This window comes from Bremerella sp. TYQ1, assembly GCF_020150455.1.
In the GTDB taxonomy this organism is placed as follows: Bacteria; Planctomycetota; Planctomycetia; order Pirellulales; family Pirellulaceae; genus Bremerella; species Bremerella volcania_A.
In genome coordinates this window covers 955,859-969,572 of sequence record NZ_CP083740.1, presented here as the reverse complement: position 1 = coordinate 969,572, position 13,714 = coordinate 955,859, and the positions used below count along the sequence as shown (strand labels likewise).

Here is a 13,714-nt window from a genome sequence, read left to right as displayed (position 1 = left end):
ACCCAATCTCAATTGGGTACGATTGCCGTGTTCGATGTGGCTAGATTCGCTATCAAGGGGAATCGGTGACTTGTCCGTTGCTGTGAGACCGGTACGTTCTGTGTCTGAATATTTCCGTCACGAAAAGCCTGACCTAAGGAAGCGGGAATCTCGGCTTCGGCGTGTACGACGTTCGCACGACTCTTGGCATGCTTTGCCCGCATCTCTTGATGTTTTGCGATCGCCATTGCACGTCGTTTTTCGGCCAATGCCAGAGCAATGCGAAAATCTGCGCTGGCCTGGTCTATCTGCAACTTCGCACCAATGTTTCGGCCCACATCGATGTCGGCAATGTCGATGGAGACAATTGCATAGGCAGTATCCGCATCCAATCCCTTATCTAGAACCTTGCGAGTAATGAGCATCGGATCACGAAGTGCTTCCTGGTAACAATTGCAAGAACCAATTGCCGAGATAACCCCCTGGCCAACACGCGCCACGACAGTCGATTCCGTTGCACCTCCAATAAGCTGCAGCAGATTTGTTCGGACGGTTACTCGTACCATGACCTTAAGTTGGACACCATCTTTCGCGACACCGTATAACACGTCGCTTCGAGCATCGTCGGGATCGGGGATAAGGATGACCTTGGGAAGGATGCTCGTCTTGACCGCATCCAGAATATCTCGTCCGGCAAGATCAATCGCGGCTGCCGTATCCCAATCCAAGCGAATGCCTGCCCGATCGGCCGCGATCACAGCTAGTGTCACGCGACGGATATCACCTCGGGCCAGGTATAATGCTTCGATAACGCGAGTCTCCACGATGGCCAATCTTGACTGAACCGCCATGATCTTGCATTCAACCACGGCGTGGGGATTGACTCCTCGCAATGACATGAAAATTAGATTGACAAAGCCAATACTTGTTCCGGTTGAATAGGCCTGCAACCATAGTCGGAAGTACCAGATCAAGAGCATGGCTACAACGGCCAGGATGCCCCCGGCTAGAACTAAGCTCAAATATGCGATCATGTTCGTTCGCTTTCGCACATCGTTGACGTGCATGCAATTGCATCGCTGCACGCTTCGATGAGACAAGAAATCCGTGCAAGGAAGCAGAACTCGAATAGCTTGAGTCACGCGTGCCAGCATCACGGAAAGTGTTGCCCACGTGAGAAATGACCGGTCTCGTGCTTCAAGCTCGATACATCAGCCTAGCGTACGACTCAGGATCGGTTCTTCTAGAGATCTGCCTACCCGCCAATGAGGCTAAGTCAGACCCAAACGCGATAGCACTCAGAAGTGGATATTTCCAAGTCACCACCGTTGTGGTTTGTACGCGGGCATTCTAGTCAAATACGCAAATGCTTCCGATCTTATGAGCCGACTTCGGATACCTGTGAAATTAAGCAATCCGCTTGCTTTTTCGAGCTTTAATCCGACTAAGCTTCCTCTCTGCGGCTGTTCTTACATTTGGCGCAACTTCGTCCATCGCCAATACCGCGTTCAAGTCATCGGCTCCCTCAGCGGCCATTCCTGCAGCGACATGGACAAGTCCACGATTGTAAAGAATCATGGCCCTCATTTCGGACGGCGTGTCCGGTACACCAAGGGCCATTGTATAGTCCTCAATTGCCCCTTGATGATTGTGCTTGTTGGCCTTGCTCATACCTCTTCGGTACAAAGAATTTGCTTTGTTGCGGTCCGATAAGTAACTGATCATCCATTCCAATAGTGTCACTAGGCCGTCCTTTCTGTGACGCGTTTGCGTCCTTTTGACGAACGTTTGCGGGCGACTGTCGCCGGAAACTCCAAGCAACGTTCCTGCACCGTAAGGAATCGTTTGCCATCGGTGCGCTCGTATCGCTCGGCTCGAACGAACCAAAATGCCAGACCTCCGCTATTATGCTTCGGAGTTTCGTCAGAGGTCGCAGCGCGAACACCTAACGAACCTTTCTTTCCCGTTTTCTGCCAGCCTCGACGCTCCATGATCATTCGAACGATGACCCCAATCGCTTGGCGCAAACGCGTTGTACGTTTCACATGAACCCCGGCCAGAAATTGATTGATCTCTGGTTGCGCTTCAAGTTCACGCACGACACCGGCAAGCGGTGCTCGATCGTGATGGGTTTCCGACTCTTCCATTCGTCGCTGCCGATCCGCATCGCTAAAGAACTTGAGCACCGCATCGAAAGGTTGTTCTCGATCGTTCACGACATCGGCAAACTTATTACCTTGCCGGTCAGCCAAGAATGCATTGCGTGTGATTTGTATACGCGACATTTGGTTCTCCTGTGCCTCTTCTTCCGAGACCTTTTATTAGATCCCCTTTCTTAACGTACAAATATTGTATCTCTTATTTCGTGCTGCGGAAATGGAAAAACTTTGAACAAGGTCGACTATTCATGCTATCGGTTCTGCTATCACATCTTGCACGTCGGAATGAGCGTGACTGGATCTGATGGTTAGCACAGTGGTTACATCACTTAGAGCAGAGTTTCGAGGGCCACATTTTGCGTCCGAAATAGATGCTGGACGAGCGTCCGCACTGAGGCGAATGCCCAATGCCGCTGCGTTGTTTGCCGATAACTTTGTGATTTGCCCTATCCTGTTCCATGAATGGGGCGTAGACTACTTGCGGTTGGTCAGTCGATCGTGACTACGCTTTCACCCCTTCTCTGAGGGTTGGTCCCCGACGCTCTTTCGCCCGTCCCGCCTGGTAGGTCGTATTATCGATCACCCTCATTCTTCTTTTGGGACACGGCTGTTTGCCATTCCCTCCTACTCAATTGGGAGATCTGTGTTGAGTAAAAAACTGTATTGCGGCAATCTTAATTACGATGTTACCACATTCGACCTGGAACAATTGTTCAGTGCTTTCGGCCAGGTCGAAAACGCCCAGGTTGTTATCGATCGCGACACAGGCCGCAGCAAGGGCTTTGGTTTCGTGGAAATGAATTCCGATTCCGAAGCGGAAGCAGCCATAAATGGCCTGAACGAATCGATACAAGGAGGCAGAAGTCTGACGGTCAATGAAGCCAAGCCGCGTGAAAGTCGTAGTGGCAGTGGCGGCGGATATGGCGGTGGACGTGGTCACGGCGGCGATCGTGGACGTCGTTATTAATCGCGACAAACGTGATTTCTAAATCTGGATCCAAGGGTTCAATTAGGTAACGCGTGTGCATATGTATCAGCACGTGCGCATGCGCTATCTTTTCTTCTACTGCCACGGGGAAGTCATGGCCAAGAATACGAACACGATTGAAAAGCATCGCCGCGAGGTAGAAAAGAAACGGAAAGCCGAAGAAAAACGCAAACGGAAACGCATCCGTAAGGAATCAACCTAGCAATTCTTCGTGATCAACGATGACGCCCCAACGCGCGTTAACTTGGGAATAGATTCTACCGCGCGTCGTTTCCCAATTCTATCGCGAGCCACAAATCATGCTCTCCTCTACCGAGATAACCGTCCTGCAATCATTTCGCAAGTTTTATATGGAACCTGGCGAAATGCTCTGCTTCAACGGCGCGGACTTGATTGCCAAGACGCCCGCCTTGAACAGTTTGGTCACCAAACGATTCCTCGTTCGGGAAAAATTCGCTGGTGCATTCTCGTTAACTCGTAGCGGATATGCTGAAATGCGAAGCTCTACCTGAATCGGGTCGTCTTCAAGTATGTCGTCCTAATGGCATAGATCCGCATATTTGGGCCAATGGTAAACACCATGAACAGCCTGAAGACAGCGTCTCAGGTTTCGGAGTCAGATCGTCCGTCTCGATATTTCGTGCATGCGCGACTCCAAGAATATGTCCATTTGCGTCTGACGTGTCTGGTGGCAGAGTGAAAAAGGAACGGCAAGTTCTTGTGCAACTACAAAAACAACATCCCCCGCTCCGAGTAAATACTCTTGTACTCCACATGCCGAGTCGCCAAATCCACCGCCATCACTAGTGCAACGATCCCATCAATCCGCTCCTGACTCTTCTTCTTAGACGGCTTCCAGTTATCGGCCGCGTCCTGTTCGATCGCCACGTTCCCAGCCATCCAGCGCAGAACCGGGTGCCCGGCGTGACGCAGCTTTCGTGAGAGCACGAGTTCTTCCAACTTTTTCGTCGGCGCCGACATACTCGCGTAGCCCTGGCCAAACGACACAATCTCAAAACCATCATCGTCGAGTTGCGTAGCCAACTGCGTCGCGTTCCAACGGTCGATCGCGATCTGCTCGATCTTAAATCGCTTTCCCAGCTCGTTGATTCGCGCCCGGATGCGTTCGTAGTCGACGACTTCCCCTGGTGACGCTTCGATGTACCGTTGCTGAATCCACGGCACGTAGGGAGCGTGATCCCGCTTCTCACGTCGCTTAGCACCTTCCTCCGGCACCCAAAAGAACGGCAGCACGTCGTACTGGTCATCTTGTTCGAATACGAGTACCAGAGCGGAGATGTCCGTAGTGGATGATAGATCGAGACCGGCGAAGCACGTGCGACCATCCAGATCCGCAAGAGCATCATCACACGCATCCCACTTCTCCATGTTCAGCCAACGCGATTCTTGCTGCGTCCACTGGTTCAGCCGATACCGACGGAATGAGTTTTCCTTGGCAGGCGATTCCTGCGCTTCGCGGCAGTCTTCCGCGAACTGTTCCGCGTCGATTGTGATACCGAAACTTGGGTTCGCCTTCTGCCACACCTCGGGCGTGGTCCAGTCTTCGTCGAAATCGGCTGCTGAGATGTAAGGGAAGAACGCTGTGTCCTCAACGGTCCCCTCCAGCACCTGGCGAGCGTATTCGTGCTGTTCCCAACAGATGCTCAGTCGATCGAACCCCGCGGTCGTAATCGCCAGCATGAGTGGTTGTCTACGCGAGGCACCGGCGTACCGGAGCGTGTCCCACAGTTCCCGTGACTTCTGGGCGTGCAGTTCATCCATGAGCACCGCATGGGCATTGAGGCCTTCTTTCGTGGGCACCTCAGCTGATAGAGCTCGGTAGATGGAACGGCTACGATGGTCCACGATCCGCTTGGTCGAACGAACGACTTTCAGACGCGACGCCAGGTGCGGGGAGTAGTCCACCATATTGGCCGCTTCGTTGAACACGATGGAAGCTTGGTCGCGGTCCGACGCCGCACTGTATATTTCGGCACCAGGTTCCCCATCACACGTCAGCAGATACAAGCTCAGTCCCGCAAAAAGCGTACTCTTACCATTCTTCTTGGGCACTTCGATGTAGCCGCGGCGAAAGCGACGAGTCCCGTCAGCCCGCTTCCAACCGAACAGAGGAGCCACCACATCCGTCCATTGCCAATCTAACAGCTCGAACCGTTTACCGGCCCATTGACCTTTGGAGTGCTTTAGGAAACGCAAGAAGAATTCACGCACGCGCCGGGCCGCTTCTTCATCGAACCAACAGCCATTCTCTACGGCACGCTCGTCGTTGGTATTTTGAATCCACTGGTCCACTACCTGGCTCCCATTTACAAAGCAGACTCACTCAGTGATAGTACGATCGAAGTTCGCCGAGACGATGCGTATATAATCGTCCCGTAGGAGAAGTGACGAGATGCCGTTTACAGCCACTATCGATGCAGAACGATTTGTCCTGAATGGTCAATGCTTCAGAGAGGCAGTTCCGCCAGAGCGACTCTACAGTGTTTTGGGACTCCCCGACCGCATTGAAGCCACTAGCCAACCTGCCCCTATTGGCCATCGAAACAATCAGATTCATTTGTATGACGATCTTGGGCTTTATTTGATCGAGCACCATTTCACCTTCCTCGTTGAGGGAATTGTTTTCGTTCTGTGGCGAGAGGAAGCAGCGTTTCGGCCTAAGGCTGAGATTGAAGGTGAGTTGCGGGTTGGAGACATCGTTCTGTCACCGGGGATAGCTGAATCCGACATGGGAGAATCGAATCTTCCTTTCGTCAGCCAACTTCGCGGAAGCTGGCATTTCAAAACCGATGACATGTGGGTTGGTTTTGACAGCAAAGGAGAACGGAACTCAACTGGCCGACGGTCGCAACGACGAAGGGTTGTCTCAGTGGCCGTGTGCCTAAAACATGATCCTTGGGACGCTCGCTTTCGCCAAGAACCTGTTGGTTGAGTAGTCCCCATGTAATCTTGCACACTACCCTGCCCCCACAAATGCGTCGAACTCATCCTCGGCAGACTTCTTTGTTTCCACGCGGATGCGACTGCGGCTCGATGGCGTCAGACCAAATTCCACCAGAAACTTCCGCATCGATTCCATCGCTTGGTCGGCCACCGTCAAATACGGTGACTTCATCGGGAAGCCTTTTTCGGGCGACTTCACGATGGTGCCGAACTTTTTGACTTGTTCTTCGGCATGAACCCAGCGGCTGTACACCGTGCAATATGCGGACAGCGCGGCTCGATCGGCAGTGCTGAGTAGGCCCATTTCTGTGAGAATAACTGAGATGCGATCCCACTCGTCTTGGGCTACTTCGTCCAGGAATTCAGGGCATTTGGGCACATCGCTAGGCGCATTCGGTTCCGCTTTGTTCAGCGAACGCTTGCCAGGATTGCCCTCGCGAATCTTAAGTACGGTTGGCTTTGGTTTACGACCTCTCATCTGTCACCCCCCGGGTTCTAAATTCGCGGGCGCAAGTGTGTTTGGGGGCACGCGTTCCAGGTTGGCACCTCGTCACTATCAGACCGCCCCCCGCCCCTCTCGGTGGCTCCTGGAGCCTTCTAGCGGCATCTCTGCGGGTTTGCTGAATGGCACTCACATTCCCCTCCGTACTCGACCCGAAAAGCTGATTATCTTGTTCTGTTTTAGTTCGATGATGCATGCGGCAGAGCACCTGTGTGTTACCTATCTCGAGTCGCCAATCGATCCGGACGTGAAGCGGAATGATGTGGTCGACGTCCTTGGCCGAGGTGGTCAGCCCACGCTTCAAACACTCCTGGCACAAGTAGTAATCCAGTTGGCGCCGACGCTTGGCGATCCGTTCCCAGTCGGTGTCGTAGCCTTGCGAAGAAGACGAACCGCGCCGTACCTCGTAGATGTTCCGACCGACTCGTCGCTTCGTATCGCTCCGCCGTTTCAAACGCTTAGGCATGGCACGACCTCCATCGAAAAAGAATCTTCCGAATTGGTGCTGGCCGCGCTTGATGTGTTCCCCATTGCATGGCTCATGTGTGTCAACGCGACACGGTTCGCGACCAACCAATTACCATTTGGAGACGACCCATGACCACGAAGAAGACCACTCGCAAGACCACCGCTACGAAGAAGGCCAGCACCAAGGGTACGACGAAAGGACGATCCGCAAAGGCATCGAAGCCAGCCGAAGCCAAGCCCGCTAAACAACCTGCCACCAAACGCCTGTCCGCCCTCGACGCCGCAGCCAAGGTACTGACCGAATCGAAGGAGCCGCTCAACACCAAGCAGATGATCGACGCGATGGCCGATAAGAAGTACTGGTCCAGCCCAGGCAGGAAGACGCCACACGCCACGCTCTACTCGGCGATCCTGCGGGAAATCAACACCAAGGGCAAAGACGCCCGATTCAAGAAGACCGAACGAGGCAAGTTCACGACCAACGGCTAGGCCAACCGGCAACTCGCCACACAACGCCCGACGTTCGCCACGCTTGGGCGTTTTTTCGTTCTGGGCGTCGTTAGGCCAGTTGTCTGTTCCTATGTCACACGGCCCAACCTCGCGGCCTGATGAAAAGCTGCTGAATTGTGCCGAACCAAGCTTGATGTTTTCAGCTTTCAATGGCTCATGTGTGTCATACGAAACGCAACCCAAACCGGAGACCGAACCATGTCCGCCGATGCCCACGAAACCAAACTTCGCGACGCCTTCCAGAAGATGGAGCCACACCAGTACCAGGAGATTCGCGACGCCTACTACAAGGCGGTCGAAGGCCTGCAGACCTTGGCCCAGTCGCTCGAGTTCGCCGACATCGGGGTGGGAGAGGCCAACGACCACGTACTGATTCAGGAGCACCTGACTGCGGTCGAGGCGATCCACGTGATGAACAAGAGCTTGCTGGGCAAGATTCTGTAGAACGCTCACGCCACTACCTCCGCCGAGACACGTTCAGCCTTCTTCCCAGTGAACGATTCCCATCTTTCAACAATGACGTCCGCGTAGGCCTGATCCAGTTCCATCAAATACGCCCTACGACCAGTCTGCTCACAGGCAATCAACGTTGAGCCGCTCCCACCAAACAGGTCGAGCACGTTCTCACCTTCTCGCGACGAGCATTGAATCGCTCGAACAGCCAACTCCACAGGCTTTTCCGTCAAATGCACCATTGCCTGCGGATTCACCTTCTTCACGTGCCATAGGTCGGTGGCGTTGTTGGGACCAAAGAACTGGTGGGCCGCACCTTCCTTCCAGCCGTAAAAGCACCATTCGTGCGCGCCCATGTAGTCCTTACGCGTCAGGACGGGATGCTGTTTGTCCCAGATAATCGCCTGCGAGAAGTAGAGGCCGTGCTTCTTCAGGAACGGCGGATAGTTGCCACAGTTGCTAAAGCCACCCCAGATGTAGATGGCTCGTCCAGGCGCCAACACTCGGGCCATGTTGCCGAACCAGGCGTCGAGCAATCGATCGAACTCCTCATCCGACACGAAGTCGTTGGCCAATGGTCGATCTTTGGCCCGCATTTTCTTCGGAGCACCGTTTGACTTGTGTTTGCTCGAGTCCGCAAAGCTGCTGTTCCCCGCAGTGATGGCGTTTCGACTGCGAGGTTCTACTTTCACGTTGTACGGTGGATCGGTATTCACAAGATGAATTACAGCACCATCAAGTAACCGATCAACGTCTTTGGCCTTCGAGCTATCACCACACAACAAGCGATGGTCGCCGAGGATCCACAGGTCGCCTGGCTGAGTAACGGGATCATCTGGTGGTTCAGGCACATCGTCTGGATCGTTTAGACCTTCCTTCACGTCGCCACTGAGCATCTTGGCCAGTTCGTCGTCCTTGAACCCGAGCAAGGCCAAGTCGTAGTCGGCGTCCTTGAGGGCACTCAGTTCGATCGGTAAGAGATCCAAGTCCCATTCGGCAATGGTCGCCGTTTGGTTATCCGCAATCCGGTACGCACGAATCTGTTCGTCCGACAACCCTTCGGCAACGTGAACCGGCACATGGGACATACCCAGCTTCTGCGCGCCCTTAAGCCTCGTATGGCCAACGACAACCACGCCAGCTTCATCCACAACAATCGGTTGACGAAATCCAAACTCCTCAAGCGACTTCGCCACGGCATCGACGGCCCCGTCATTCACACGCGGGTTGCTAGGGTACGGTGTAACATCCGCGATATTCCACTGTTCGATCTTCATGAGTACCTCCGTGAGTTCACAGGTTGATAAAGAACTGAATCCAAATTACGGCGGACGAGATCGCCATGAATACGAGGAACGCGTCTAGCGTTAGAACAACACCGCCACGGCGCGTGACCAATCGTTCGAGTCGTTTCTTCCATTGCCACATGATTTGCCTCCATTCCTTTCAGATAATCAGCTGCCGAACGTTTGCCGAACCTTGAGCGTGCACATAGGTCGTTACAGATACACGACTTAAGATGGGTGACACATGCATGGTGCCGAACCCTTGCCGAACGTTATGCCGAACCTTTGCGTCGACACAAGTGGTTGGCACACAGGTACTTAGATGGTCTTGCCGAACCTTGCCGAACCTTTTTCCAGTACACCCTATACACGTATACGTGTAATGCATGATGTTATTTACTCGCGTATTGCTCTGGGTTGCTTTTAAGGTTCGGCAGGTTCGGCAGTCTGTTTGCATCTCTTTACTATCTTTGTACTTAAGTGTGCCGAACCTTCGTCAATTCAACGTTCGGCGGAGGTTCGGCAAAGCCTTAAAGGTTCGGCACTTTCTCCTCGATTCCGACGCGATAGACGTTTCCCTTTCGATCTTCAGAACGGATGAACGTAGCTGTGCGGCCGTCGGTAAGCTCAAAACGTTCCGCAACGAAACGCCCGGCCAGCATTCCGAGCTTGGTCGTCTTCGAGCGAACGGACCCGTCTCCTAGTTCTTCACTCAGAAATCCGTTCGTGTCGCAGTGCTCGACCAGCTCTTTGGGCGCCCACATGCCTTGGGGATGATCGGCCAACGATGCGACGAGGTCACTGAACTCACGATGTGTGTCATCGAGTTGCACTGCGGCCTCTTCACTGTTGAGCAGAAAGTCGGGTTCACCGTTGGCTTCGAGGATACCGCCGACAACATTGCCCCAGCCCCGCTTGTTGAACCGTGAGTGCGTTGTGGCCAGGGTTTTCCCGGACGCCTTCCAATGCTCCACCATGCCGATCAGCTCACCGAGGATCTCCAGGCGATGTTCCATGGCATAACCTTCGGGATCATCGATCGAGAACGTGCGTCGCTCAGGATTCCCCTCGTGAAAGAGATTGACGACGATGCTACGTGTGACCAAGTCCCGGCTCACGTCAGGCGAGTTGGCAGTCAAACAGAAGATGTGTGCATTCTCGGCGCGTATATCCTGGGAATGACCGAGGAGTCGAAAGGAAAGAATCGGGTCCGTGATCGACCGCTCCAGGCAAGCCGAGTCGATTCGTGGGCTACGCCCTTTACCCTTCGCGTTGTCCACAATGATCGTGGTGGCACCGCGCCGTACGATGGATCCTAGGCGTTTCTCGAACTCTTCGTCGTTGGCGTTGTACGAAGCCGTCTCGACCGCTTTGCCGTCCCGGAGGATGGAGATGATCTGTCCGAGGACCGTCTTACCTAGCCCCGGCTGGTTCCCGTTAAAAAGGACCGCAGGCTTCGATCCGATGAAGTGTGGGGTCAACACGGTTGTTAGGAGCATCCCGATGTAGTTGGTTCGGTCGCCCGGCGTCTTGAAGCAAAAGTCCCGCAACAAAGCGTCCAGATGACGTGTCCCGCGACGTGAAGTTACCTCGGGTCCGGCATAGAAGATCTTCGACTTAGGATCATATCCAGGAGCCACCAATCGCCAATCGTGGGAATAGACCGGATTGCGGGTAAACAAGTCGATCGCCGGTAAGCGAGAACGTTCCCCATGATGGTTCAGCCAAGTGCTGCCGTAATTCGGTGGCAAAGGCTTGTAGCTGTACCGCTTGTGCTCTACGAAGAGAAACTCGACGTATTGATTCAAAAGGCCCGATAGTTCGGCTGACGAAAGGATGGGAATGATCTCCTCGCCGCTGACGAACACAACTTGATCAGCTCGGACGTAACTGCCACCGACCTCCAGCAATAGATCGGTGATACGCGACATCGTTTTGGCAACAGGCGTATAGGATGTTTTCACGCAGATCGTCGAATACGTTTCCTCAGGCGGCTTGCCTGGGAGATGTACGTCCTCTTCGTTGAGTCCATCGCCATCGGTTGGTCGATTGAACCCAGCCTGGAATTCCAGTTTCTCGAGCGTCTTGGCGCGAACGAGCTCTTCCGCCTTATCCCAAGTACGGTCGAAGTACCGTTCACCCTCTTCGGCGAATTTGCCAACGCTTTCTACGCGTCGCCAGACGTCGTCTTTGTGGATGCCGTTCTGGATAGCGAAGCAACACACCGAAAAGTCCGCTTCAGAACGCCTGCCTGGCTCCGTCAGTTCGCTGATCGCAATCAGTTCTGATAGTTTGTCTGCCTTTCCAGCCGACATGCGACGGGGCTGTGGCAGAGGCATGCTGGCAATCTTCTTGGCTCGATTCTCTTCCGCGGATGCTCGTTTGAACGACTCGAAGTCTGTGAGCGAATACTTTCGCGCGGCATCGCATTCAATTAGCGCTGTGGGCACAGGCTTTCGGCCCGATCGTTCGTCTTTTCGGTTTAGAGAACCTGGTATCCGCAGCAGGCGCGACAAATCGGTCGTGTGGTCACCACCCACGGCATTCGCGATACCAGCCAAGATGTCCTGGACGTGTTGGGCCTTGGGACTTAGCGTAGGCAGCTTCTGTCGTTGCTCGAGATAGATCTTTTCCTGATCTTGAAAGATGTACTTGCGAGGCTTTTTGATTCCCTCTTGCCATTCAAGTTGTACCGCTGGCGGCTCACCAACGTCATCAATGAGATACGGCTGTTCGAGTAGCCAATAGAGATGAACTCCATTTCCAGAGTGAACCACGATAGACGGCTCAGGCAGCGATGACTCTTTCAAACGTGCGCGAACCTCGTCAACGGTGGCATGATCGATATCACACCAGAACGACCGAACGGTCCTGATTTGCCAAGCCAGATCGTACTTACCGTCACCGCCTAATCGTGGACAAACTCCGAAGAACAAGTTCAAACGGTTCGCCGCAGACTTGTGAAATAGCTGCAGCAAGGTTTCTTTCAACTGAGAGGGATCAGCCAATCGATAGCACGTGTTGTGAAAATCGACGCTGCTGCGTTTCTTTCCCTCTTCAGTCCAGGTCTCAATCGGCCGGAACAGAATCTTGTCTTGCTCGCCAAATAGTGTGGTCAGAAATCCACTGGCGATTTCGACGTTTTCGAGCATGTCGCCTGGAGGATGATCTCCCTGCGTATTTGACTCCATTCAATCGGCCCTCCTGAACCTGGCATCCGAGCGTTGATTAAGGCGATACTAGACTGCAACAGCCTCCGCAGGCTTCTTCACCCGTTCGATACGAAACGCATCTGGCCCCATCTCGCGGGTAAGAAACCCGACGAACAGCCGATTGAAATCCATGCCGATGTCCGTCCCTGCATCGATAACGCAGCTCATCTCATCGGTGTCGAAGAAATGCGTGGCATCCATTCGGGTTTGCGACTCACCGCGGAGAGACTCACACGCCCAGATCGATAGCAGAATCGCGGCCTCAACATCGTCACTAGAAACGTCTTTGGCAAAACGGTATCGATACACTTCAGTCTTCATAGTTCGTTCCTTACTTACGTATTAATCCCTATCTATTAACAACCCAACTCCATCGCGAAATTACGAAGGAAATTGCAAATATTCCGAAAGTCCCATCTCCTCAAACCGATGACGGATCTTGGGGAGCCATGCGTCAATGGTTGATCGTGGAACATCCATGTTTCGCGCAGCTTCAGCGATGGTCCCATTCATCAGATGTCTGCAAAGTTCACGGAAACGAGGATCACTCAATCGTTCAATACAGGTAGCCACATCTTCCCGGAGCTCAGCAAGTTCCTGTTCACAGCGAAGCTCTTGGCTACGGCGCGAGGGCGTGTCGTTGTCCTGCAGCACGTTGGCCAGCTCCATCGGTCCTACTTCGTCGGTCGTTACTTGAACGTGAATCGAGATCGTACGACGGTGATCCCGCTTGGGAGCCTTCCGATCCCGAATCACGCTTGCGATGTGACGACTGACCGTCTTCGCCACGAATGCCTTCCAATGCGGATCGTCGGGATTGGCTTGGTCGAACTTCCCAGCCAGTTTCAGAAAGAGTGTCTGCTCGAGTTCAGCACGATCTGAGTCGGTGAAGCCGTGGCGACCAATCAGCTGGCGAGCACATTTCTGTATGTAGCCCTGCGTGAACGAATCGAGCGGCTTGGGCTCCGAGGTGATGGACTCCGATAAGTCCGCGGACGTGGGTCGGTCCTTCATTTCTGCAATCTCCGTATTGAGGGTGATTGCCACCGCGAAACTTGCGATGACAACCCCCGGCGGAATTGCAGCAAATCAAACAAAAAAACCTGCGGGTCGACCTAAGTCGCTATACCGCAGGCATTTGCAGTTTCAGATTATTCGAATTGCAGTTGCACGAAATCAAGCAAACTGCAATT

General features: G+C 53.6%; 16 protein-coding genes. 5 read left to right on the top strand and 11 right to left on the bottom strand.

The window, feature by feature from the left end:
* Positions 1-8 precede the first annotated feature (8 nt).
* The 3 genes from LA756_RS03575 to LA756_RS03565 form a co-directional block, all read right to left on the bottom strand.
* Positions 9-1,013, bottom strand: coding sequence for a flotillin-like FloA family protein (locus LA756_RS03575; RefSeq protein ID WP_224438512.1), 1,005 nt, complete (start codon positions 1,011-1,013; stop codon positions 9-11).
* 373 nt (positions 1,014-1,386) lie between these two features.
* Positions 1,387-1,722 carry a hypothetical protein gene (locus LA756_RS03570; RefSeq protein WP_224438511.1) on the bottom strand — a complete coding sequence of 112 codons (336 nt, stop codon included), beginning with the start codon at positions 1,720-1,722 and terminating at the stop codon, positions 1,387-1,389.
* Positions 1,722-2,264, bottom strand: a complete 543-nt coding sequence (locus LA756_RS03565) for a hypothetical protein (RefSeq protein WP_224438510.1) — start codon at positions 2,262-2,264, stop codon at positions 1,722-1,724. Before LA756_RS03565 ends, LA756_RS03570 begins: the two co-directional genes overlap by 1 nt.
* 520 nt (positions 2,265-2,784) lie before the next feature.
* Here LA756_RS03565 and LA756_RS03560 point away from each other — a divergent pair.
* The gene (locus LA756_RS03560) at positions 2,785-3,105 is read left to right on the top strand and encodes an RNA-binding protein (protein ID WP_224438509.1); all 321 of its coding nucleotides are present in this window, start codon (positions 2,785-2,787) and stop codon (positions 3,103-3,105) included.
* A gap of 747 nt (positions 3,106-3,852) precedes the next feature.
* Here LA756_RS03560 and LA756_RS03555 read toward each other — a convergent pair.
* Complete coding sequence (locus LA756_RS03555; protein ID WP_224438508.1) at positions 3,853-5,439, bottom strand: terminase large subunit; 1,587 nt, start codon at positions 5,437-5,439, stop codon at positions 3,853-3,855.
* Positions 5,440-5,539: 100 nt separating this feature from the next.
* Between LA756_RS03555 and LA756_RS03550 the strand changes: the two genes are divergently transcribed.
* Entirely contained in the window at positions 5,540-6,079 is a 540-nt protein-coding gene (locus LA756_RS03550) for a hypothetical protein (protein ID WP_224438507.1), read from the top strand.
* Between the two features lie 24 nt (positions 6,080-6,103).
* On the opposite strand, the gene LA756_RS03545 is transcribed toward LA756_RS03550, so the two are convergent.
* Both LA756_RS03545 and LA756_RS27295 read right to left on the bottom strand, forming a co-directional pair.
* Positions 6,104-6,568, bottom strand: a complete 465-nt coding sequence (locus LA756_RS03545; protein WP_224438506.1) for a phage terminase small subunit P27 family — start codon at positions 6,566-6,568, stop codon at positions 6,104-6,106.
* Positions 6,555-6,851, bottom strand: a complete 297-nt coding sequence (locus tag LA756_RS27295; RefSeq protein ID WP_369123659.1) for a hypothetical protein — start codon at positions 6,849-6,851, stop codon at positions 6,555-6,557. The genes LA756_RS03545 and LA756_RS27295 overlap by 14 nt, the downstream gene beginning before the upstream one ends.
* Between LA756_RS27295 and LA756_RS27110 the strand changes: the two genes are divergently transcribed.
* From LA756_RS27110 to LA756_RS03530, 3 genes are all read left to right on the top strand, one after another.
* Positions 6,762-7,193: a hypothetical protein gene (locus tag LA756_RS27110; protein ID WP_261362083.1), complete on the top strand. Its 432-nt coding sequence runs from the start codon at positions 6,762-6,764 to the stop codon at positions 7,191-7,193. The genes LA756_RS27295 and LA756_RS27110 overlap by 90 nt on opposite strands.
* Positions 7,190-7,549, top strand: coding sequence for an HTH domain-containing protein (locus LA756_RS03535; RefSeq protein WP_224438504.1), 360 nt, complete (start codon positions 7,190-7,192; stop codon positions 7,547-7,549). The genes LA756_RS27110 and LA756_RS03535 overlap by 4 nt, the downstream gene beginning before the upstream one ends.
* A 219-nt stretch (positions 7,550-7,768) precedes the next feature.
* Positions 7,769-8,014 carry a hypothetical protein gene (locus tag LA756_RS03530; RefSeq protein WP_224438503.1) on the top strand — a complete coding sequence of 82 codons (246 nt, stop codon included), beginning with the start codon at positions 7,769-7,771 and terminating at the stop codon, positions 8,012-8,014.
* A 5-nt stretch (positions 8,015-8,019) separates the two neighbouring features.
* Here LA756_RS03530 and LA756_RS03525 read toward each other — a convergent pair whose 3' ends face one another.
* From LA756_RS03525 to LA756_RS03510, 5 genes are all read right to left on the bottom strand, one after another.
* Positions 8,020-9,300 carry a DNA modification methylase gene (locus tag LA756_RS03525; RefSeq protein WP_224438502.1) on the bottom strand — a complete coding sequence of 427 codons (1,281 nt, stop codon included), beginning with the start codon at positions 9,298-9,300 and terminating at the stop codon, positions 8,020-8,022.
* 16 nt (positions 9,301-9,316) lie between these two features.
* Positions 9,317-9,451 (bottom strand): hypothetical protein, encoded by a 135-nt coding sequence (locus tag LA756_RS27105; protein ID WP_261362082.1) that lies wholly within the window; start codon positions 9,449-9,451, stop codon positions 9,317-9,319.
* A 388-nt stretch (positions 9,452-9,839) separates the two neighbouring features.
* Entirely contained in the window at positions 9,840-12,500 is a 2,661-nt protein-coding gene (locus LA756_RS03520) for a hypothetical protein (protein WP_224438501.1), read from the bottom strand.
* A 48-nt stretch (positions 12,501-12,548) separates the two neighbouring features.
* On the bottom strand, positions 12,549-12,842 hold the full coding sequence (locus tag LA756_RS03515) for a hypothetical protein (protein ID WP_224438500.1): 294 nt from the start codon (positions 12,840-12,842) through the stop codon (positions 12,549-12,551).
* Between the two features lie 60 nt (positions 12,843-12,902).
* Positions 12,903-13,535, bottom strand: a complete 633-nt coding sequence (locus LA756_RS03510; RefSeq protein ID WP_224438499.1) for a hypothetical protein — start codon at positions 13,533-13,535, stop codon at positions 12,903-12,905.
* Between the last annotated feature and the right edge of the window lie 179 nt (positions 13,536-13,714).